This window comes from Pseudomonas sp. SDO524_S393 (genome assembly GCF_054071875.1).
Genome location: NZ_JBSVVZ010000036.1, coordinates 39,967 through 61,260, shown reverse-complemented (window position 1 = coordinate 61,260; position 21,294 = coordinate 39,967). Strand labels below are relative to the sequence as shown.

Genomic DNA, 21,294 nt, shown 5'->3' with positions numbered 1-21,294 from the left:
GGAGCGTTTGATGCTGGACTCGGGCACGCTCACGCCGTTGCTCAAGCGCCTTGAGCAATTGGTGCTGGTCAAGCGCCGACGCAGTGCCCGGGACGAGCGTGAGGTGCACGTGAGCCTGAGCCCCGCCGGTGTGCAATTGCGCGGCCAGACCTACACCCTCAAGACTCGCCTGTTGTGTGACAGTGGCGTCGACCTGAACCAGGCCGACACCTTGCGTCAGGGCCTGGACCAACTGCTGGCGCAGATCAGAGCGTTGTCGTCGTCGGCACCCACAGGTCCAGCAGTGCCTTGAGTTCTTCGCGACGGAACGGTTTGGCCAGGTAATCATCCATGCCTGCCGCCCGGCAACGTTCCCGTTCTTCGGACAGGGCATTGGCAGTCAGGGCCACGATGGGCAGGTCCGGCCAGCGCCCGCTGTGACGGATCTGCCGGCTGGCTTCGTAGCCGTCCATCACGGGCATATTGCAGTCCATCAGCACCATGTCGAAGCGCTGCTCATCCAGGCACTTGAGCGCTTCGCCACCATGGGCCGCCACGATCACTTCGCATCCGAGTTTGCTGAGCATTCCCTTGGCCACCAGTTGGTTGACCGGGTTGTCCTCCACCAGCAGGATGCGTGCGCGATGCGCCAAAGGGGAGGCCTCCAGCTGGATCGGGTCGAGGATCAGTTGTGCGTCGCTGCCCAGGTTGCGCTGCAAAACCTGGTACAGCGCGTTGCGGCTCAATGGCCGCGCTTGTTGCTGCAAAGGGGCCAGGGCGGTCACTTCTTCACTGGGCATGAAGTTGCCATACGCGGTGATCAGCAGGATCGGTGCCGTGAGGGCCGGACGCAGGCGGAACAGGCATTCCGGACAGTCGGTAATCAACAGGTCCGGGTTTTGCCCGCTCAAGTCTTCTTCGAGGTTATAGCAGCGCGGCGTCAGCCCCCAATGGGGCAGCAAGGTCGTGAGCAGTTCGGTCAGACCGCTGCCGGCACTGGTGATCGCGATCACTTCACCTTTGAGCGGGGGCTGCTGGGCGGCAGGCAGATGGATAGGCAGCGGCAGATCGGCGCAGAACTGGCTGCCGAAGCCGATCTCCGAACTGATGCTCAAGCGCCCCTTCATTGCCTCACACAGGTTGTGCGTGAGCGCCAGCCCCAAGCCTGTACCGCCGAACTGACGGGTGATGCCGGCTCCTGCCTGGGTAAACGGCTGGAAGATCTTCACCTGGGCTTCCTGGGCGATGCCGATACCGGTGTCACACACTTCAATCCTGACCCGTTCATCCTGCATGTTGAGGCGCACATCCACACGACCGAAGCGGGTGAATTTCAACGCGTTGGACAGCAGGTTGCTGACGATCTGCCGCACGCGCGTGGGGTCGCCGAGCACCTGCGCTGGAAAGTGCGGGTCGATCAGGCAGGTCAACTCGACGCTGGGCGCTGCGTTCTGCGACAGCAGGTTGGCGGTGTCTTCCACCAGAGAGCCGAGGTCGAACGGGATGCGCTCCAGCTCCAGCTGGCCGGCGTCGAACTTGGACAGGTCGAGGATATCGTTCAGCAATTCCACCAGCACTTTGCCGGAGTCGTGGGCAATCGACAGTTGTTGGCGTTGCTCGGCGTTCAGCGGGCTGTCCAGTGACAACGCGATCATCCCCAGCAAGCCGTTGAGCGGGGTACGGATTTCATGGCTCATATTGGCCAGGAACGCCGCCCGGGCCTGGGCCATCCCTACGGCGGTCATCTTCGCGGCCTCCAGCTCCTCGTTGGATTTGCTCAGGCGCTGGTTGCTGTTCTTGAGCTCCAGGGTGCGGGCCGAGACGATGTCCTCCAGCTGGCCCAGATATTCCGTGAGACGGTCTTCGGCGTGCCGGCGTTGCTGGATTTCGGTTTCCATGTTTTCGAACTGCTGGTTGGCAACGCTCACCAGTACCCCGATTTCATCGTTTTCATGCCCGGGGGGGCAGTCCAGGTGCGCCTGTTTTCGTGTGCTCAGCTCACGGATGATGCGCACCAGTGGCTGGGTCAGCATCACGTAGAACAGGCCGAGCAGAATGCCGGTCAGCAAGAGACTGCGGGCAAAACCGTTGAGCAGGGTGATTTCGGCGCGGCGCAGGAAGCGGCTGCCGAAGGCGTAGGTGTCCACGTCCAGACTCAACACACCCAGGGATTCGTTGGGCATGTGGCTCAGGTACAGCCGGTCTTCGAACTGGCGGTTGGCGCCGAACATGAAATCGCTCAACGGGCGATAGCTGCTTTCCTTGCGCGGCCGCTCCACATCCGCAAGCACCACCCCGTTGTTGTCGACCAGCCGGGCATGAATGATGGCCGGTGAATGCAACAGCCCCAGGGTCAGCTCCTGCGCCAGTTCGGCATCGATGTTGTAGGCAATACGTGACGCAGGGTTGTGGCTGATTTCAATCAGCGAACGTATTTCACGGTTGATGGATGCGTCTTCACTGGCATAATCAATGCCGATTTGGATCAGACTGAGCAAGGTTCCCAAGACGAAACCGACCAGCACAGTCAATCTGGCTTGTTTATAAGACAAGCGGTGGGCGAACTTGATATCCATCGAGTGTTGAACCACTTCACGTTTCCCTTCGCCCGGCAAGCATAGCTGAACATCCACAGGCTCTGGCTTGCCCGGCATGAATCGTTTTTTACGCAGCCTCGTGCGGTCTGCCGCAGGGTTGCCAATACGCCATCTTTTGCAAGAACTTGCCAGAGGAAAAATTGTGGATTCTCGATTGAATGCCTTTCTTGAACGCGCCGACGCGGTACTCGCGCGCCTTGAACCCCTGCTGCCGACACCTCGCCAGGCCATCGATTGGAACCAGTGCCTGGCCGCCCGTTGGCAGCGTGAAGGCCGCAGTGGCTTCCTGCTGCCGCTGGACGTGAGTCTGGACATGCGCCTGTCCGACCTGATCGGTGTGGACAAGCAACGCGAACAGTTGGCGCGCAATACCCAACAGTTCATCGATGGCCTGCCCGCCAACCATGCATTGCTCTGGGGTTCGCGCGGTACCGGCAAATCATCCATGGTACGTGCCTTGCTCGCCCAGCACGCGAAGGCCGGCCTGCGCCTGATCGAAATCGAGCGCGACCATCTGGCCGACCTGCCGCGCGTGGTCGAGCAACTGCTGAAGCTGCCGCAACGCTTTATCCTGTTCTGCGACGACCTGTCGTTCGAGGCGGGCGAGGGCGACTACCGCGTACTCAAAAGCGTGCTGGACGGCTCCCTCGAACAGGCGCCGGAAAACGTGCTGCTGTATGCCACCTCCAACCGTCGTCACCTGGTACCGGAAAACCAGAGTGACAACGACAACTGGAAACGTGTGGATGGCGAGCTGCACCCGAGCGAGGCGGTGGAAGACAAGATTGCCCTGTCCGACCGCTTTGGCTTGTGGCTGTCGTTCTACCCGTTTACCCAGGAGCACTTCCTGGATGTAGTGGAGCACTGGATCGGCGAGCTGGCCAGCAAGGCCGGCCTGCAATGGCAGCGCGACGAAGCCCTCGACATCCTTGCTGTGCGCTGGGCCACCGGGCGCGGCAACCGCAATGGTCGTTGCGCTTATCAATTTGCCCGCTACTGGGTGGGCCTCAAATTGCTGGAGCGTCAGCCATGATCGATTTACAGCAGGCGGGTGACGGTTTGGATGGCTATGCCATGCTCTGTGCCCAATTGGAGTCGTTGTTGGCCGATGAGCGGGATTTCATCGCCAACAGCGCTCAGTTCTCGGCATTTCTGTTCAACCAGTTGGACGATTTGAACTGGGCGGGTTTCTACCTCAATCGCAATGAAGAGTTGGTCCTCGGTCCGTTCCAGGGCCAGATCGCCTGCGTACGTATTCCGTTTGGCCGTGGTGTGTGTGGGGCGGCGGCTGCGTCACGCCAGACTCAGCGAGTGGAAGATGTGCACGCATTCCCCGGGCATATTGCCTGCGACAGTGCGTCCAACAGTGAGCTGGTGGTGCCGCTGGTCAAGGACGGCCGCTTGATTGGTGTCCTCGACCTGGACAGCCCATTGCTGAGCCGCTTTACCCCTCAGGACCAGGCGGGAATCGAGCAACTCGCGGCGATCTTTCTGCGGTTGACCGACTGCTGATCGAGGGGGAAGGGACGAATGCCATTCAGTGAAGGAAAGGCAACGCCGTTCTGGTGGTGAGCGGGCTTGCCGCGCTGGTCTGCGCAGCAGACCCAATAAGGCCACCGTGTTCATTCAGGCAGAACGCGTCGCCAGGTTTTGGGGCCGCTTCGCAGCCCAGCGCGGGACAAGCCCGCTCACTACAGAGGCCGTATTTCAGTGGCTCTGCGACTCGTGGAGCTGCCTGGACAGCGCCCTTTCCAGCTCCAGCATGAGTTTTTCCAGGCCTTTCACGCAGGCTCCGATTGTGCCCGGGTCATCTTCCCGGGCGCAGGCCTTTTCCAATTTTTCACACTGCTCGGCCAATAAACCGGCCTGAGCGATGCGAGCGGCGCCCTTGATCTTGTGGGCCTGTTCGATGATTTCCTGGGCGGAGGCTTGTCGCGCCAGCAGGGCGGCCAGTTCCTGACGGTCAAGGCGACTACTGTTCAACAGTTCTTCAAGCAAGCGCTGATTCATGCCGGGATCGCCGCCGGTAAGCGCTTCCAGGCTACCGAGGTCCAGGCACGTTCCGACCGGTTGATGCGCAATCTGCGCCAGTTGTTGCTCCAGTGCTGTGAGGCTGATGGGCTTGAACAGGCAATCGTTCATGCCAGCGTCGATGCAGCGCTGTTTTTCCTCGGGCTGGGCATTCGCGGTAAAGCCCAGTACCACGCACGGTGTGCGTTGCTCACGCTGTTCATACTCACGGATCGAACGGCTCAACTCGTAGCCATTCATGATGGGCATGTTGCAGTCGGCGATGACCAGGTCGAAATGCTCTTGGCGCCAGGCCAGGAAGCCGGCTGCGCCCTGCTGAGCGGCGGTGTATTGATGGCCGAGGTAGCCGAGTTGCTGGCACATCAGCAGTCGATTTGCCGGGTGGTCGTCCACCACCAGCACATTCAGCACCGGTTGAGTCGTGGGTTGCTCGGGCTTGAATTCGTCTACCACCTGCGCCGGTTGCAGCCGGGTCATCTTGAGGCTGATATGCACCTGGGTGCCCACCATGGGTACGCTGCTCAGGCTCAACTGGCCGCCCATCATCGCGCACAGACTGCGACAGATCACCAGCCCCAGCCCCGCGCCACTTCTGGCCAGATGGCCGGAGTTGTCGGCCTGGGCAAAAGGCTCAAACAGGCGCTGTTGATCGTCCCGACTGATGCCGATCCCGGTGTCCTCGACTACCAGTTTCATTTCGACTTGCTGCGCAATGGCAGTGTCCTGCACCTCCACCCTGATCTTCACCTGTCCCCGTTCAGTGAACTTGATGGCGTTGCTGACCAGGTTCGACAGCACCTGCTTGAAGCGCAACGGGTCGATCAACACGTCGGTTTCATCGAGACGGGGCTTGAACTCCAGCAACAGGCTCAGGGTTTTCTGGCGTGCCAGGCCATCGAAGACACGGACCACCGACTCGATGACTTCGCGCAGGTTCACCCGCTCGGGGGCAAGGCTCAGCCGACCGGATTCGATGCGCGCAATGTCCAGGATATCGCCGATCAGTTCCAGCAGATCCTTGGCCGAGTTGTAAGCCACTTCAATGGCGGGGCGATCGAGGTGGCCCTGGTCGGCGCGCTTCAGCGTCAGTTCCAGCATGCCGATGACCGCATTCATGGGCGTGCGTATCTCATGGCTCATGGTCGCCAGGAACGTGCTTTTGGCTCGGTTGGCTTCGTCGGCGCGCTCCTTGGCTGCGCGCAGTTCGTCGAACAATTGACGTCGCTCGCTGATATCGATCCAGCCGCCAATGATGCCCTGAACTTCGCCGGTGGAGTCGCGGTACGGAAGGATCCAATGGTAGATCGTGAGTCTTTTTCCGTGCAGATGCAGGGTGCGATCCAGGATCAGCGGCGTGCCTTCGGCCACCACCCGTTGATAGTCGGCATGGTACTGCGCCGCTTCTGTCTCCAGCGCCATGTTCATCTGGATCGCGTCTTTGCCGATGACCTCTTCGCGCTTGACGTCGAACACCTGAAGGTAGCTGTCGTTGCAGGTCTGCAGCAAACCGTTGCGGTCACGTACGTAGATAGGGTGTGGCGTTTCATTGACCAGTGCGCGCATGAACTCGAACTGATCGTTGAGCGCTCGCTCCGCCATCTTGCGTTGCTTGATCTGGCGGCGCATGTACGCGTTCCAGGTCAGGGATATGAGCAGCAGCAAGCCGGTGCCGACCACGATCTGCGCAATCAGGTGATGATAGTTGCGCCAGTAGCTGTCGGAGTCGGCGGTGTAGCCTCGCCAGCGGCTGTTGATCACGCCCAGTTCATCGGGGGCAATGCTGAGCAGGGCCTTGTTGAGGATGGAGCCCAGTTCGGTAGCCCGACGGGAGGTCGCCAGGGACAGCATGGCGGGCAGGGTGCCGATGCTGGTGCTGATCTGCAACTTGTCCTGTAGCAGCGCCGACGACAGAAAGTAATTGGCGATCACCAGCGAGTTCACCGCCCCGTCCACGTGCCCTTGGGCCAGCAGCTCTGAAGCGCGAAAGGTGCTGGCGGTTTCCACCAATTGAATCAGCGGGAAATCCCGCTGCAGGATTTTTTCCAGCGGGTTGCCTTGGGTAATCGCCAGGCGCTTGCCCGCCATCTGCTCAAGGTTCGCGGGGGCGTTGTGCTCCTTGCGTGTCAGCAGCACATAGGAGTTTTCCAGGTAAGGGCGGCTGAAGCTCAGCTGCGTTTCGCGTTCGGCACTGGGCACGATGGCCCCGATGATATCGGCCTTGCCGGTGTCGACCTGGTCGATCATTCCCTTGACATCACGCATTCGCAGGATCTCGAAACGCAACCCGGTACGCAGGCGGATCAGCTCCAGCAAGTCGGCGGTTATTCCGCGAAAATTGCCATCGACATCGAAGAAGGTCAGCGGGGCAAAGGTTTCATTGACGACCACCTTGACCACTGGGTGGTCCTTCAACCAGCGTTCTTCGCGTTGTGTCAGTTGCAGTTTCTGATCGGTCAGCAAGATGTCGCTGCCGGCGCTCCAGCGCTTGGCGATGCTCTCTCGCTCAGTGATGGGCACGGCGGTCAGCACCGCGTCGACGATACTCAGGAGCATGGGCTGATCGCGATGCAGGGCGAAGCTGAATCCATAAGCCTCGTGCTTGCCGAAGTTGGCCATGCGGATGTTCTTCAGGTAGCCCTTGTTGATCATGTAGTGGGTGGAAATCGTGTCGCCGAGGAACACGTCGGCCTGGTCGAACGCCACGGCGTTCAGGGCATTCTGATAGGACGGATAGGCACGGATGATCGCTTTGGGGTAAAGCTTCTGCACCTCTTCCAGCGGCAGGTAGTGGTACACCAGGCTCAGTCGCAGGCCGGCCAGGCCGTCGCTGAGGCTGCGGGTTTCGCCTTCACGGGTCACCAGTACCGGCTGGTCCACGGCATAGGGCTCTGAGAGCACGAGATCGGGATTTGCCGCCTCAAAGCCATTGGAGGAGCCCAACAAGTCGATGGCGCCTGCTTCCAGGGCCTGAATGGCGGCTTGCCGGGTGGGGTAGCGCAGTACTTTGACCGGAAGGGCCAGTGCCCTGGCCAGCAGCCCTGCGTAATCAGCCGTCAGCCCCTCGTAGTCGTGCCCGCTGGAGGTGAGGTCGAAAGGTGGGTAGTCAGGGGTGGCAGTGCCGAGTACCAGTTCGCGCTTGTTTTGCAACCACTGGCGTTGAGCCTTGTTCAGTTGCGTGTCCAGTTGAACGGAGCCGGCTCGGCTTAACAGGGTAAAGTGTTCCGGGTCCGTTTGGAGGGCGAGCACTGGAGTGCTGAAGCACAAAACGGCACTCACAATAATCAGATAGTCCTTTATACACCTGAGCATCCGCTTTCTCACACTAGCGCGTTTCGTTTTGCCATCTCGATAAGTTCTACCAAGGAATTGGCTTTCAGTTTTTGCATCAGCCTTTTTTTGTAAGTACTTACTGTCTTGTTGCTGAGAAACATGCCTTTGGCTATTTCCTTGTTGGTACGGCCTTGTGCAAAAAGTTGTAATACCATCAACTCGCGGTCGTTCACTGTCTTGAATAATTCAAGTTCTTCGCAATCCACGCCTTCGCTTCCATTGGCATTCAACGCCTGGCTGGGGAAGTAGTTGTAACCTGACAATACTGCACGAATGGCGCTCAGCAATTCGCTCAGGTCACCTTCCTTGCAGACATACCCATCGGCTCCAGAGCGCATGCAGCGTGTGGCGAACAGGGTAGGGGACTGAGCCGTCAGGATCAGGGTCTTCATGGGCGTGTTCATGGCGTTGAAGCGACAGAGCACTTCGAGACCGTCGAGTTTTGGGATGCTGATATCGAGAATGATCAGGTCCGGCAGGCACTCGCGAACCATTTGTATGGCGTCGCATCCGTTATCTGTTTCGCCTACGACCTTGTAGCCTTCGTGTTCCAGCAACATTCGTATGGCAAGTCGGATAACAGGGTGGTCATCGATAATAAAAACTGAGTTCATGATCACATTCCATGCATGTGCAAATAAAGCGGGCACATTAGCTCAGAAGAAGAGGCAGGAGCATGAACGGCAAGAGGCACAGATATAAAACAAGAAAGTTCCTACATCAAAAAAGGTGTTTGCCTACTACATGGTAAGGCTTTGGGAAGTACGGAGGCTGTATTTCCAGGGCGCAGGGGGGGATGACGGTGTCAGAGATTTTGCCTCCGTCACTGTGCCTGCTTTCAAGATGGGTCGTGTTTAAAGCCCTATATTTCAGTGGGCGAATAATGGGCGCAGTAACTGTGTGAGTTCGTGCTTGTTCAAGGGCTTGGACAAATAACCCAGCAGGGGCAGGCCGCGTTGCGCTGCCTGGTTCTGCAAGTTCGACAGTTCGGCGTTGGGCAGGCCGCTCAGAAGGATGCCTGCGGTTATCCAACCCTGTCGACTGGCGATTTCCATCAATTCCAGGCCTGACAGGTCCGGCAGGCATTGATCGCATAACATGACGTCAAAGGGGGCTGCGGCCTGGGTCATCAGGCGGATCGCCTGTTCGGCGTTTTCTGCTGGGGTCAGGTGATGAAAACCGAAGTTCTTGAGCAGGCACTGGGTGGCCAGGAGCTGGAAGGGATGGTCCTCCACCACGAGGATGTGGAGCGGGAGTCTGGGCATAGGGGGCACACGGTGAGTCAAGCATCGATGGGATGGGGCGTAGGAATTGTTCGTCAGGCCCGCCAGCAGCGTGCGCGATTATTCCTCGGGCGACTGTGCGAATTCGATCAGGCCGCTCTGTTCCCATCGTAGGGGGATTCCCTTCAGGCAACAGGCGGCTGGGTCGAGGTTGTTACTGAGGGCTGGAGCGCCCGGTCATCTCCCGTGCCATCTCGGTGGCGTAGCTGTCCGTCATCCCGGCAATAAAGTCGATCATCCGCAGGAATGACGCATGCAGTGGCCAGGCGGGATTCGGTGCGTTATTACCCAGCAGGTCGAGGATGCGCCGGTTTTTGAATGAGGGCGTACGCCCGCCATGCTGTTCCAGTGCCGCTCCGCAAAAGGCGTTGAGCAGAATTTCCAGAGTGGTATAGGCCCCGATTTCATGCAGGGTCTTGCGTTTGTCCTGGAAGATCTTCTTGCGGGCCATGTCCTTGGCGTCCAGTACGCAGCGTTTGGCCGGACCGTGCATGTGCTCCACCAGGTCCCCTGGCAGAACGCCGGCCAGCAACGCGTCCTGCTGTTCGACGAACGCACGCGCAGCCGCGTTGGTCAGGTGCTCGATGGCCTTGCCGCGCAGAATCGCCAGTTTGCGTCGACGGGAATCCTGCGCACCCAGTTGCCGATAGGTCTGTGGCAGGTCGTCGCCCACCAGGTCGAGCAACACCGACTCGACTTCGGCATAGTCCAGCAACTCCATCTCCAGGCCATCTTCCAGGTCGATCAGCGCGTAGCAGATGTCGTCGGCCGCCTCCATCAGATACACCAGCGGGTGACGCGCCCAGCGCTGGTCCTCGAGTTGCGGCAGGCCGAGCTTCTGGGCGATCTGTTCAAGGATCGGCAGCTCGCTCTGGTAACAGCCGAACTTGTGTTTCTTGTAGCCCAGGGAGTCGGCGTGGCGGGCGGTCCAGGGGTATTTCAGGTAGGTGCCGAGGGTGGCGTAGGTCAGCCGTGTGCCGCCGTCGAACTGATGGTACTCAAGCTGGGTGAGCACCCGGAAACCCTGGGCATTGCCTTCAAAGTTGAGGAAGTCATTGCGTTCGGCGCTGCTCATGTCATCCAGCCAGCCGCGTCCTGCGGCCTGTTGGAACCAATGGCGAATGGCGTCTTCGCCAGAGTGTCCGAACGGTGGGTTGCCGATGTCATGGGCCAGGCAGGCGGACTGCACCACCATGCCCAGATCGCTGGGGTCGCACCAGTCGGGCAGGGCGTCACGCAGGGTTTCGCCAACACGCATGCCCAGGGAGCGGCCCACGCAGCTGACCTCCAGGGAATGGGTCAGGCGCGTATGGATGTGGTCGTTGCTGGAGACCGGGTGCACCTGGGTCTTGCGGCCAAGACGGCGAAACGCCCCGGAAAAGATAATACGGTCATGGTCTTTGTGAAACGGGCTGCGCCCCAGCTCTTCCGGGCTGTGCAGGGGCTTTCCAAGACGTTCGCGAGTCAGCAGGGTGGGCCAATCCAAGGCGGGTACTCTCCGTGCGGTGAATGACCCCTCCAGCTTCCCGGTTCCGCCCAGTCGGGGCAAGCGAAAATCTACAGGCCGGCGGCGTCGATATCGATTAACAGCAAGCGCTGACCGTTATCGAAGAATTGTCCTGCGGTCAGGCAGTACTGGTTGGTGGTGGCGTCGCGGTAGGTCGAGGACAGGGTCAGGCGCCGCTCTTCCCAGCCTTCGGCCAGCAAATGGTAAAAGTACGGACGCCATGACCAATTGTGGCCCAGGTAGCGGCTGTCGGTCTGCCAGGCATCCTGACGCCATTCGAAGTTGGGGGTCAGTTGGGTGCCGTGGCGATCGCACTGGTAAAAGCGCAGCAGCCAGGGAAATTCCGGCAGTTGCGGCAACTGTGCCAGCGTTGCCTGGCCTTGCGCCCAGGTTTGCAGGATGTTCATCACTTCACCCAGTTGCAGGCGCAGTTGCATGATGCGCCCGCGCTCGGCGAGCTTCTGTTGTACATAGGCGGCGCGCAACTGCGCAAAGCGCGGCACGAATGCATCGGCGGCGAACCATTGCAGTTGCGCCTGGGCAAACAGATACCCCTGGACGTAACGCGAGCCGCATTCCAGCGCGAAATTCAGCTGGGCCTCGGTTTCAACGCCTTCGGCAATGATCCAGCAGCCGGTTTTTTCCGCCATTTGCGCCAATGCCCGTACCACCTCGCTGCTCGGGCCGCCGCGAGCCGCATCCTGAAACAAACGCATGTCCAGCTTGAGAATGTCCGGCTGCAACGCCAGTACCCGGTCGAGCTGGGAGTAGCCGGCTCCAAAGTCGTCGATGGCGATGCGCGCCCCGGCTTCGCGGTAGCGGGCCACCACCTCGGCCAACCGGTGAATGTCACCCCCAAGCTCGGTGATCTCGAACACGATGCGTCCGGGGTCCACGCCGTGGGTGTGTATCTGCTTGAGGCTGGGCAGGGCTTGCCCGGGGCGCAGTCGGTTGATCCAGCGCGGTGAGATATTCAGGCTCATGAACCAGTCGTGCGGCGCCTCGTGCAGGCGGCTCAAGGCGTTGTCGCGGATCTGCCGGTCGAGGCGACGCAGGGTCACGCCCGGCGTGCGCGGGTCGGCGAACAGCGGGCCCACCGAAAGCAAGCGGCCATCGGCTTGACGCAGGCGACCGAGTGCTTCGACCCCGGCGATACGGCCGGTGGCGGTGTCGATGAATGGCTGGAAGCAGGCGAGCGGGTGCCCGTCGATCACGGGGCCTCCTTAGAGAGCGGTCACGAAAAAAGGCCCAACCCTCGAAAACGAGAGCCGGGCCGATTCTGTTAGCAAGAATGCAGCCAGCCGCGCTCAACTTTTGCGCGAAGTGCCCTGCATGGCCAATTTGATCAGCGGGATCAACCCGGCACCCAGTCGTACCAGGCGCGTCAGGCTGCCAATGCTGCCCCCCTTGGCGCCCTTGCCGGTGAAGAAGCCCAGTAGGGTCACCGCGGCCACGCCCCACAGCGGCGCGTGCTTGATGCCCAGCCCGTCCTGCCAGCTCTGACCGAGGTTGCGCACCTTGTTCAGCGGCAGCATCAGCTGTTGGGATTCGTGACGGATTTCCTGGCGGTGCATCTCCATGCGCAGGCGGATCAGTGCCTTGCGCATTTCCCGGCGGGACGTGGTTTGCGGGATTTCAGTCGGGCTCATGGCAGCAAGCGCTCCCGGTCATTGGCCAGCTCTTCGAGGGTGGCGTGGAACGGCGTGGACTCATCGAATACTGCCGCCTTCAGGCGCACCCCGCAGAAGGCGGCGGCCAGGGTGTAGAACACGCAGAGGCAGATGATCCCGGTGAGTCGGTAGCCGGTATCCCAGACCAGGATCATCACCAGGGTCGACAGCCCCACCAGCAACAGCAGTGCGAACACCAGCGCCAGGCCGGCAAACAGCAGCAGGCTGACGGTGCGCGCCTTCTGTTCCTGCAATTCGATGCCAAACAGTTCGACGTGGCTGTGCAGCAGGCCCAGAACGGCTGCGCCCAGGCGCCTTGAGGTAGAGCTCGTGGACGAGCCGGTTTCGCCGATAGACATGGGTTACCGCCTTGTGGCCAGCAGGCCGATCAGAAAGCCCACGCCAGCGGCAATGCCCACCGACTGCCAGGGATTGGCCTGCACGTAGTCTTCGGTGGCGGTGACCGCCGCCTGGCCGCGCTCGCGCAAAGAGTCTTCGGTCAGCTTCAGGGTTTCGCGGGCCTTGAGCAGGCTGTCGTGGATCCGCGTACGCAGCTCATCAGCCTGGTCGCCGGCGAGGGTCGCGGTGTCGTCCAGCAACTTTTCGGTGTCACTGACCAGGGTTTGAAAATCCGCCATCAATATCTCTTGCGCCGTCTGTGCAGTTTTTCTGGCCATGGTTATCTCCGTGATTGGCTGATCGGTACGTGTGATTTCGAGTCACCGGCATCGGTGAAGGTTCAGTGCAATTGTCTGGTACAGCTTTTGCTATGACTTGGTGCGCATGCCCCAGGGCTTGCGCTGAATCTGGGCGGTTGGGGCCAAAGCCTTCAAAAACCTTACCCTAAATAACTGAAACTCGCGGAAAAACCCTTTCGGGAATGGCCGGTCGTGCTGATCGCTGCGCTAAAGCGGGTCACACCCTCTCAAGAGGGGTGGAGCTGCAAGTGCCAATTTAGTGCGCGAATCGCCGGCTTGAACCGCTTTGGTGCTTTTTGCCTTTGATGCAGGCCTGCCAACCTCCATGGAAAATTTGCAAAGTGCGGTGGACACACTCGTCCACAGCTCCAATACCCTGTTTATCCTGATCGGTGCGGTGATGGTCCTGGCCATGCACGCCGGGTTTGCCTTCCTGGAAGTCGGCACCGTGCGCCAGAAGAACCAGGTCAACGCCTTGTCGAAGATCCTCAGTGACTTCGCGATCTCCACCCTGGCTTATTTCTTTATAGGCTATTGGATCTCCTACGGTGTGAGCTTCATGCAACCGGCGGCAGTGATCAGCGCCGACCATGGTTACGGTCTGGTGAAGTTCTTCTTCCTGCTGACTTTCGCTGCGGCGATCCCGGCGATCATTTCCGGGGGCATTGCCGAGCGTGCACGCTTCGTTCCACAGCTGTGCGCCACTGCGTTGATCGTGGCGTTCATCTATCCATTCTTCGAAGGCATGGTGTGGAACGGCAACTTCGGCCTGCAAGCCTGGCTGCTCGCGACCTTTGGCGCGAGTTTCCATGACTTCGCCGGTTCGGTGGTGGTGCATGCCATGGGCGGCTGGCTGGCGCTGGCCGCGGTGTTGCTGCTGGGGCCGCGCAACGGGCGCTATCGCGAGGGGCGGCTGGTGGCGTTCGCGCCGTCGAGCATTCCGTTCCTGGCCCTGGGCTCGTGGATCCTGATCGTCGGCTGGTTCGGCTTCAACGTGATGAGCGCGCAGACCCTGAGCGGCGTCAGCGGGCTGGTGGCGGTCAACTCGCTGATGGCGATGGTGGGTGGCACGGTGGCCGCGCTGGTGATCGGCCGCAACGACCCGGGCTTCCTGCACAACGGCCCGCTGGCCGGGCTGGTGGCGATCTGCGCTGGTTCAGACCTGATGCACCCGGTAGGCGCGCTGGTCACCGGTGCGGTGGCGGGTGGTTTGTTCGTGTGGTTCTTTATCGCCGCCCAGGATCGCTGGAAAATCGACGACGTCCTGGGTGTGTGGCCCTTGCATGGGTTGTGTGGCGTATGGGGCGGCATCGCGTGCGGCATCTTTGGCCAGACCGCGCTGGGCGGGCTGGGCGGTGTGAGCCTGGTCAGCCAGTTGATCGGCACCGTCCTGGGTGTGGTGGTGGCACTGGTCGGCGGCCTGCTGGTGTACGGCGTGATCAAACGTGTGTATGGCCTGCGCCTGAGCCAGGAAGAGGAGTATTACGGCGCCGACCTGTCGATTCACAAGATTGGCGCGGTCAGCCAGGACTGATCGGAGTTTTCTGTTGTGCAGAGCAGGCCTAGAATGGGGGCCTGCTTTTAATCAGGTCTTGTTGCCATGCTTCCTGAATGCCAGCTCTTCGGCACCCTGGGTTGTCATCTTTGTGAGATCGCCGAAGGCGAAATCATGCCGCTCGTCGAACACGGGCTGCTGGTGGAGTTGATCGACATCACCGAACCCGACGACTTCACTGAAGCCTATGGCCTAAGGATTCCGGTACTTCGCCGGACGGACACCGGGGCTGAACTGGATTGGCCCTTCGACACCGCGCAGGTGGTTGCCTTCCTGGGCTGACGTTTGTTCGATGGCGGGTTTCCAAATATTGCGTTACTGTATGCCTGTACAGTGATCGAGTAGAGGGAACGCCCGTGGTGAATGTCGAACAACTGAAAAGCAGCGTCAATCGCATGCCTGTCGATGTGGTGCGCGACGCAGTGAACGAGCTGCGCCTCGATGGCCTGGTCACGGAAGGCAAGACGCCGTTCAACAAAGTGCATTTCAACACCTGCTTTGCGGAAATCGAAGCGTTGTTCCAGCGTGCCGGCTATCACAAGCAACTGGATGTGGTGGGTTATCAGGGGCTGCTCTATGCCCTCTATGATCCGGGCCGCTGGGAAGCGGTGGACGTACTGCGCTGGCTCAAGGAGTTCACCGAGGCGGCCAGTACGTCACCGGTGCTGCGTGCGGAACTGGCAAAGGCCTGAATCCGCCCTGGGATCTGTATGAAGGCTTTTCGTACCGACCCTAGGCTCAATCCCGCTCCATGCGGGATAATGCCTGCCGGTTTTTTCCAGGCGTCGAGCGTCTTCATGTCCACTTCCGGTTTTTCCGCGTCCCAGCACCAAGCCAGCACCCTTCACTTGCCGCCCGGGTCCTGGAAGACGGTATTCGATTGCCTGTGCGAGCATTTCCCGGCCATCAGCCGTGAACGCTGGCTGGACCGGATTGCCCGTGGCCGCGTGCTCGACCTCGATGGGCACCCCATCAGCCTGGACCTGGCCTACCGCGAAGGCCTGTGTATTCACTACTTTCGCGAAGTGCCGAACGAGAAGGTGATCCCGGTGGAAGAGGCCATTCTCTACGCCGATGAGCACTTGGTGGTGGCTGACAAACCGCATTTTCTGCCGGTGACGCCGGGCGGTGAGTACGTCGAACAAACCCTGCTGCGCCGATTGATCCGGCGTCTGGACAACCCTTCGCTGGTGCCGCTGCACCGCATCGATCGACACACCGCCGGGCTGGTGCTGTTCTCGGCCAACCCGTCCAGCCGCTCGGCGTATCAACGGCTGTTTCCCACGCGCCGCATCGATAAATTCTACGAAGCCATTGCCCCGGCCTTGCCCGGGTTGGCGTTCCCTTTGGTGCACACAAGCCGTCTGGTGGAGGGCGAACCGTTCTTCCGCATGCAGGAAGGCCCGGGCGTCAGCAACACCGAAACGGCGGTGGAGGTGCGCGAAAAAAACGGCGAGCTGTGGCGTTACGCGCTCTTTCCGGTAACGGGCAAGAAACACCAGCTACGCGTGCACATGACGGCGCTCGGGGCAAGTATCTGCAATGATCCGTTCTATCCCGATGTGATCAAGGACGCCGTCGACGATTACGCCAACCCGCTCAAGCTGCTGGCCCAGGGCGTGCGTTTCATCGACCCGGTCACAGGCGAGGAACGCAGCTTTCGCAGCCGGATCACCCTCGACTGGTAACCGCCAAAAACGACAAGGCCCGCGCGAGGCGGGCCTTGTGTGCAAGCGGTGAGGCTTACAGGTCTTTGACGGTGCGGACCTGATCCTTGTTGATGCGGGTCTGCTTGCCGTCCAATTGTTCGAACTCGTAGAAGCCCGAATCCTTGTCGAATTTAGGGGTGTCGACGGCCTGGATTTCGCGACCGTCATTCAGGGTGATCACTGTTGGCGAGGCGCAACCGGCGAGGGTAGCGAGGCCCAGTGCAAGCATGAGAGCGGCGATGGTCCGTTGAGTCATGGGTGTTGTCTCCGAGAGAATACTTGTAGGTGCTGACCTTGTGACGTGTGCAACGTCGGCAAAGTTCCTGAAGCGGTGCTCATTCTGACACGCCCGAGCCCGGGTGCAACAGCTCGGGTGTATTCAGGTTGGCCAGGCGCGGGTCATCGGGCGGGCATTCCAGCCCGATGCCGCCCAATTGCAGGAAAATCTTGCGCGGGCTGCGTTCGCCGGCCTGCCAGGCGTTTTCCACCGCGTCGCGCAGGTGCGTGGGGACAATACAGATCAAGGGTTCCCAGAACTGGCCGTGACGCACCATCACCGGCAGCAGGGGATTGCGTTGCGCCGTCTCACGCAGCTCGGCCAGCAGTCGCGCGTCCATGTGCGGCACATCGCACGGCAGAATCAGCAGGTGCGCATGGCGGGCTGCGGCCAATCCTGCACGGATACCCGCCAACGGGCCGGGAAAATCCGGGCTGTCGTCGCTCACCAGCTGGTCGGCAAATGCGGCGTAGCGCGCGTGATTGCGGTTGCACGAGATGATCAGGTCATCGGTGAGCGCCCGGGTCAGTTGCTGCAAGTGCGCAATCAGCGGTTGGCCACGCCACGCCAGCAGGCCTTTGTCCTGGCCGCCCATGCGTTGGCCGCGCCCACCGGAGAGCAACAGGATCGAGCACGGCAGGGGGGAAGAATCGAAGGACATGGCGGTTCCGCTGCGGCAGGCAAATAGGGGCCTGTGATATAACATCGGGCTGTTCCTACGACAACCGGACCGTGCCATGAAAGCCAAGGCTGATGCGCCCTTCGTACCCTTGAATATTGCTGTATTGACCGTGAGCGACACCCGCACCCTGGAGACCGACACCTCGGGCCAGGTCTTCGTCGACCGCCTGACCGCCGCCGGCCACCGTCTGGCCGAGCGTGTGCTGCTCAAGGACGACCTCTACAAGATCCGCGCCCAAGTGGCCCACTGGATCGCCGAAGACGTGGTGCAGGTAGTATTGATCACCGGCGGCACCGGCTTTACTGGCCGCGACAGCACACCTGAAGCCGTGAGCTGCCTGCTGGACAAACAGGTCGACGGTTTTGGCGAGCTGTTCCGCCAGATCTCCGTGGCCGATATCGGCACCTCCACCGTGCAATCCCGCGCCCTGGCCGGCCTGGCCAATGGCACGCTGGTGTGCTGCTTGCCGGGCTCCACCAATGCCGTGCGCACTGGTTGGGACGGCATCCTCGGTGAGCAACTGGACAACCGTCACCGCCCGTGCAATTTCGTCCCGCACCTCAAACAGGCAGAGCCTTGTGAATCCCGTGGGTAAGCCTGGCAAGACCGGTACGCTGATGCCGGTAGAAGACGCCCTGCAACAGCTGTTGGCCATGGCCGATGCCGCGCCGATCCGCGAACAGGCCACCTTGCCCTTGGCTGAGTGCGATGGTCGCGTGCTGGCCCAGGACCTGGTTTCCACCCTCGACCTGCCACCCTGGCCCAACAGCGCCATGGACGGCTACGCCCTGCGCCTGCCGGATTGGAACGGCGAGCCGCTGGTGGTCAGCCAGCGCATTTTTGCCGGCCAGGCGCCCCAGCCGCTGGCCGCCGGCACCTGTGCACGCATCTTCACCGGCGCGCCGGTCCCGGAAGGGGCCGACTGCGTGGAAATGCAGGAAAACGCCGTGGTCCACGCCGATGAGCGTGTGAGCTTCACCGAGCCTTTGCAGGTTGACCAGAACATCCGGCCCCAGGGCCAGGAAACCACCGTCGGTGAGTTGGTGCTGGTGGCTGGTACGCGCCTGGGGCCGATCGAACTCGGCCTGGCCGCCTCCCTCGGCCACGACCGTCTCAACGTGATACGCCGCCCGCGTGTGGCAGTGCTTTCCACCGGCGACGAACTGATCGAGCCGGGCCTGCCCCTCGGCCCCGGCCAGATCTACAACAGCAACCGCCGTGTGCTGTGCACCTGGCTTGAGCGTATGGGCTGCGAAGTGATCGACGCCGGCATCCTGCCCGACGACCTGGAACAGACCCGCGCGCGCCTGGCGGGTCTGGGGGCGGTGGACTTGATCCTGTCCACCGGTGGCGTGTCGGTGGGCGAGGCCGACTTCCTGGGGATCGCCCTGCGCGAAGAAGGTGAACTGGCGCTGTGGAAACTGGCGATCAAGCCGGGTAAACCGTTGACCTTCGGCCACTTCCGAGGCGTGCCGGTGATCGGCCTGCCGGGCAACCCGGCGTCGACGCTGGTGACGTACGCATTGCTCGCACGGCCCTATCTGCTGCGCCGCCAAGGTGTGCAGGATGTCGAGCCACTGCGCTTCGACGTGCCCGTGGGGTTCGAGTGGCCCAAGCCGGGCAACCGCCGTGAATACCTGCGCGGGCGTATCGAACAAGGCAGGGCGATCATCTACCGCAACCAGAGCTCCGGCGTGCTGCGCAGCGCGGCGTGGGCGGAAGGGTTCGTAGAGGTGTTGGAAGGTACGACGCTGGCGATGGGTGACCGGGTCAACTTCATCCCCCTGAGTGAAGTCCTCAACTGACGCTCTGCGTCATCGGCGTTCTTTGTGGGGTGGCTTTGTGTGGGAGCGGGCTTGCTCGCGAAGGCGGTGTGTCAGTCGAAACATGCATCAACTGACCCACTGCATTCGCGAGCAAGCCCGCTCCCACATGGGTTCTCTATTTTTTCCAGTCAGTGCCATCCCCTGTGGGAGTTGCCGAGCCATGGCTTGGGCTACTCAGTAATCATCGCCACGCTCGGTCACATCCCGTTCCACCGGCCCTGCGTCCGGGTCATACCCCACCGGGAACTTGCCTTTCAGGGTCCAGGCAAACGCAATGATTTCGGCAATCGTGCGGTACAACTCCTCGGGGATGCTGTCCCCCAGTTCCATGCGCGCCAGCAGCTTCACCAGCTCGGCATTCTCATAGATCGGTACTTCATTTTCCCGCGCCAGTTTCAGGATGGCTTCGGCCAGGGCGTCATCGCCCTTGGCGGTCAGGGTCGGGGCTTGCTGGCCGTCGTACTTGAGGGCAATCGCCTGGCGTGCCGGGGTTGGGTTCTTCATGCGGTTTCATCCACCCAGCGTTGCTCCAATCCGGTTTTCGGTCCGCGTGGCGGCGTGCCCAGGTGGCAATCCAGGTCGCCCACGTTGATGCCCGACGTCACCAGCCGCTCGCGCAAGTTGCCCAAGTGGCTTTCGATCAGGCTGGCGGTGAACGCCCGCGCCGCCCACAACTGGCTCGACAGCTTGCCCTGGTTCAATTGCGCCTGAACCTGCAAGGGGCCCAGCGGCTCCATGTCAAACGCCAGCTCCACCCGCCAGAGCATCTGCTTGGGGTCTTTCTTGTCCTTGCGCTCGGACGGGTCTTTGTCCGGCGCCGGCTCTTCACGCTGGAACTTGACCTGCAGGGGCACGATGTCTTGCAGGGTGCGCATGGGAATCTCCAACTGCCAGGTGGTTTGCACACGGCCATCGGCGGTGGTGCCGCTCTGCTCCAGGCTCGACAACTGATGGCTCTGCAAGCGCGAAATTGCGCCGGCGGCCAGGCGCAGCAGGTTTTCCAGGTCACCTTCGCCTTCCAGCTTGGCCATCAGCCGTTCAGGCAGCGGAAAGCTGGTGGGCAACTGCCGGGCGCTGACCTGGCCGAGGGTATTCAACGGGCTGCGCACAAAATTCGGCAGTACCTGGGCTAGGGTGTTGGCAGCCAGAATCGCGCTGATATTGGTGCTGGCGGGCAGCGCCGGCAGTAAATCGGCGACCAGGCGCAGCAGGGCGCCTTTCATGTCCAGTGGCGGTATCTGCGGGTTTTGCCCGGCCAAGAGCTTGGCTTCCAGAAAGGCCCCGCTGTTCTGGATCACCTGCGCCAGTACTTTAGGGTTGCTCACCTGGGCGAGGTCGGGCAAGGCCGCGAGCAAGCGTTCGGCGGCGGCGCGCAGGTCGGCGGAAAGGTTGCTGCCGCTGCCGGTGTCGCTGGGCGGCGGCAGGTTCTGCAGGGCAGTGAAGACCACGTCCAGCGAGCCCTGACGGCTTTGCTGGGTAGACAGTTGCTGGGCCACCGCCAGTTGATCCTTGAGCCCGCTCAAGGGCACGAAGCTCAGAGTCTGCGCGTTTTGCACCACAGCACTGAGCAAACTGCCCACCCGCAACGGTTGCGGGCTTTCCACGGTCAGGGTGGCGCCAGCCAGCACGTTGTTGAGCACGGTGACCAGCGAGCGATAGATCGCCGGTTGCGCCGTGCCCTGGGGCAGCATCTGGGTGGTCAGCACCTTGGCTTGCAGCAGCGTGCCCACCGGCATTTGGGTGGTGTCGATGCGGGTGAGGGCGGCGACATTGGCGCTCAGCGCCTGTTGCAGGCTGAGGGTAAGGTTGCCCGCCGGCGTCTGGCTTACCGCCACATTGCTGCCCAACGGCAGCGGCTGGGGGCTGCTCGCCTGCACCAGGGTCTGGCGACCGCCTTCGAGGGTCAGCTTGAGTAACAGCTGAAAGGCTTCACCGCCCTGTTTCAGGGCGATGACTTCGGCGTTCGCGGTTTTCCCGGGGTCGATCAGGCCTATCTGCGGCTCCAGCAGTTTCAGCAGCTCGCCAGTCGCAGGCGCTGGGCTGGGCCCGGCCGCCGGGGGGGGTGGAAGCGTCGGAAGGTTGATTTCACCGGTCATCGTGCACGCCGTCTCATGGGAAATTGCCCTCTTTAGAGTAGGGCATCGCATGTA

22 protein-coding genes are annotated in these 21,294 nt (G+C 61.3%); 9 read left to right on the top strand and 13 right to left on the bottom strand.

Annotated elements, in window-relative coordinates; all coding sequences use genetic code 11:
* Positions 1–292 (top strand): MarR family winged helix-turn-helix transcriptional regulator (locus ACW9IB_RS17240; protein WP_457414606.1); only part of this gene is annotated, 292 nt, incomplete at its 5' end.
* Here the strand turns inward: ACW9IB_RS17240 and ACW9IB_RS17235 are convergent.
* Positions 246–2,555 carry a response regulator gene (locus tag ACW9IB_RS17235; RefSeq protein ID WP_457414604.1) on the bottom strand — a complete coding sequence of 770 codons (2,310 nt, stop codon included), beginning with the start codon at positions 2,553–2,555 and terminating at the stop codon, positions 246–248. The genes ACW9IB_RS17240 and ACW9IB_RS17235 overlap by 47 nt on opposite strands.
* Before the next feature lie 163 nt (positions 2,556–2,718).
* Between ACW9IB_RS17235 and ACW9IB_RS17230 the strand changes: the two genes are divergently transcribed.
* A complete protein-coding gene (locus ACW9IB_RS17230; RefSeq protein WP_457367655.1) occupies positions 2,719–3,609 on the top strand; it encodes an ATP-binding protein in 891 nt (296 codons plus the stop codon).
* Positions 3,606–4,088, top strand: a complete 483-nt coding sequence (locus ACW9IB_RS17225) for a GAF domain-containing protein (protein ID WP_457414602.1) — start codon at positions 3,606–3,608, stop codon at positions 4,086–4,088. Before ACW9IB_RS17230 ends, ACW9IB_RS17225 begins: the two co-directional genes overlap by 4 nt.
* A gap of 195 nt (positions 4,089–4,283) precedes the next feature.
* Here ACW9IB_RS17225 and ACW9IB_RS17220 read toward each other — a convergent pair whose 3' ends face one another.
* The 8 genes from ACW9IB_RS17220 to ACW9IB_RS17185 form a co-directional block, all read right to left on the bottom strand.
* The gene (locus ACW9IB_RS17220) at positions 4,284–7,916 is read right to left on the bottom strand and encodes a transporter substrate-binding domain-containing protein (RefSeq protein WP_457414600.1); all 3,633 of its coding nucleotides are present in this window, start codon (positions 7,914–7,916) and stop codon (positions 4,284–4,286) included.
* An 8-nt stretch (positions 7,917–7,924) separates the two neighbouring features.
* Complete coding sequence (locus ACW9IB_RS17215) at positions 7,925–8,551, bottom strand: response regulator (RefSeq protein WP_457367652.1); 627 nt, start codon at positions 8,549–8,551, stop codon at positions 7,925–7,927.
* Between the two features lie 255 nt (positions 8,552–8,806).
* Positions 8,807–9,202, bottom strand: coding sequence for a response regulator (locus tag ACW9IB_RS17210; protein ID WP_457367651.1), 396 nt, complete (start codon positions 9,200–9,202; stop codon positions 8,807–8,809).
* A 172-nt stretch (positions 9,203–9,374) separates the two neighbouring features.
* A complete protein-coding gene (locus ACW9IB_RS17205) occupies positions 9,375–10,706 on the bottom strand; it encodes a deoxyguanosinetriphosphate triphosphohydrolase (protein ID WP_457414598.1) in 1,332 nt (443 codons plus the stop codon).
* 71 nt (positions 10,707–10,777) lie between these two features.
* Positions 10,778–11,941: an EAL domain-containing protein gene (locus ACW9IB_RS17200; protein ID WP_457367649.1), complete on the bottom strand. Its 1,164-nt coding sequence runs from the start codon at positions 11,939–11,941 to the stop codon at positions 10,778–10,780.
* Positions 11,942–12,034: 93 nt separating this feature from the next.
* Positions 12,035–12,376 (bottom strand): hypothetical protein, encoded by a 342-nt coding sequence (locus ACW9IB_RS17195; protein WP_457367648.1) that lies wholly within the window; start codon positions 12,374–12,376, stop codon positions 12,035–12,037.
* Entirely contained in the window at positions 12,373–12,756 is a 384-nt protein-coding gene (locus tag ACW9IB_RS17190; RefSeq protein WP_457367647.1) for a phage holin family protein, read from the bottom strand. Before ACW9IB_RS17190 ends, ACW9IB_RS17195 begins: the two co-directional genes overlap by 4 nt.
* Before the next feature lie 3 nt (positions 12,757–12,759).
* The gene (locus ACW9IB_RS17185; protein WP_457367646.1) at positions 12,760–13,074 is read right to left on the bottom strand and encodes a DUF883 family protein; all 315 of its coding nucleotides are present in this window, start codon (positions 13,072–13,074) and stop codon (positions 12,760–12,762) included.
* 346 nt (positions 13,075–13,420) lie between these two features.
* Between ACW9IB_RS17185 and ACW9IB_RS17180 the strand changes: the two genes are divergently transcribed.
* The 4 genes from ACW9IB_RS17180 to ACW9IB_RS17165 all read left to right on the top strand — a co-directional run bounded on the left by ACW9IB_RS17180 (position 13,421) and on the right by ACW9IB_RS17165 (position 16,338).
* Positions 13,421–14,629, top strand: a complete 1,209-nt coding sequence (locus ACW9IB_RS17180) for an ammonium transporter (RefSeq protein ID WP_457367645.1) — start codon at positions 13,421–13,423, stop codon at positions 14,627–14,629.
* Between the two features lie 66 nt (positions 14,630–14,695).
* The gene (locus ACW9IB_RS17175; protein ID WP_457414596.1) at positions 14,696–14,932 is read left to right on the top strand and encodes a glutaredoxin family protein; all 237 of its coding nucleotides are present in this window, start codon (positions 14,696–14,698) and stop codon (positions 14,930–14,932) included.
* A gap of 74 nt (positions 14,933–15,006) precedes the next feature.
* Complete coding sequence (locus tag ACW9IB_RS17170) at positions 15,007–15,342, top strand: transcriptional regulator (RefSeq protein ID WP_457367643.1); 336 nt, start codon at positions 15,007–15,009, stop codon at positions 15,340–15,342.
* 105 nt (positions 15,343–15,447) lie between these two features.
* Positions 15,448–16,338, top strand: coding sequence for a pseudouridine synthase (locus ACW9IB_RS17165; protein ID WP_457367642.1), 891 nt, complete (start codon positions 15,448–15,450; stop codon positions 16,336–16,338).
* Positions 16,339–16,393: 55 nt separating this feature from the next.
* Here ACW9IB_RS17165 and ACW9IB_RS17160 read toward each other — a convergent pair whose 3' ends face one another.
* Together ACW9IB_RS17160 and mobA are read right to left on the bottom strand one after the other, a co-directional pair.
* The gene (locus ACW9IB_RS17160; RefSeq protein WP_016978480.1) at positions 16,394–16,615 is read right to left on the bottom strand and encodes a YgdI/YgdR family lipoprotein; all 222 of its coding nucleotides are present in this window, start codon (positions 16,613–16,615) and stop codon (positions 16,394–16,396) included.
* A 79-nt stretch (positions 16,616–16,694) separates the two neighbouring features.
* Positions 16,695–17,297 (bottom strand): molybdenum cofactor guanylyltransferase MobA, encoded by a 603-nt coding sequence (gene mobA / locus ACW9IB_RS17155; RefSeq protein WP_457414595.1) that lies wholly within the window; start codon positions 17,295–17,297, stop codon positions 16,695–16,697.
* A 76-nt stretch (positions 17,298–17,373) separates the two neighbouring features.
* Here mobA and moaB point away from each other — a divergent pair, with 76 nt between their 5' ends.
* A complete protein-coding gene (gene moaB, locus ACW9IB_RS17150) occupies positions 17,374–17,913 on the top strand; it encodes a molybdenum cofactor biosynthesis protein B (RefSeq protein WP_457367640.1) in 540 nt (179 codons plus the stop codon).
* Complete coding sequence (locus ACW9IB_RS17145; protein ID WP_457414594.1) at positions 17,897–19,123, top strand: molybdopterin molybdotransferase MoeA; 1,227 nt, start codon at positions 17,897–17,899, stop codon at positions 19,121–19,123. The genes moaB and ACW9IB_RS17145 overlap by 17 nt, the downstream gene beginning before the upstream one ends.
* 195 nt (positions 19,124–19,318) lie before the next feature.
* On the opposite strand, the gene ACW9IB_RS17140 is transcribed toward ACW9IB_RS17145, so the two are convergent.
* On the bottom strand, positions 19,319–19,648 hold the full coding sequence (locus ACW9IB_RS17140; protein ID WP_457414592.1) for an EscU/YscU/HrcU family type III secretion system export apparatus switch protein: 330 nt from the start codon (positions 19,646–19,648) through the stop codon (positions 19,319–19,321).
* Positions 19,645–21,240: a flagellar hook-length control protein FliK gene (gene fliK / locus ACW9IB_RS17135; RefSeq protein ID WP_457414591.1), complete on the bottom strand. Its 1,596-nt coding sequence runs from the start codon at positions 21,238–21,240 to the stop codon at positions 19,645–19,647. Before fliK ends, ACW9IB_RS17140 begins: the two co-directional genes overlap by 4 nt.
* Between the last annotated feature and the right edge of the window lie 54 nt (positions 21,241–21,294).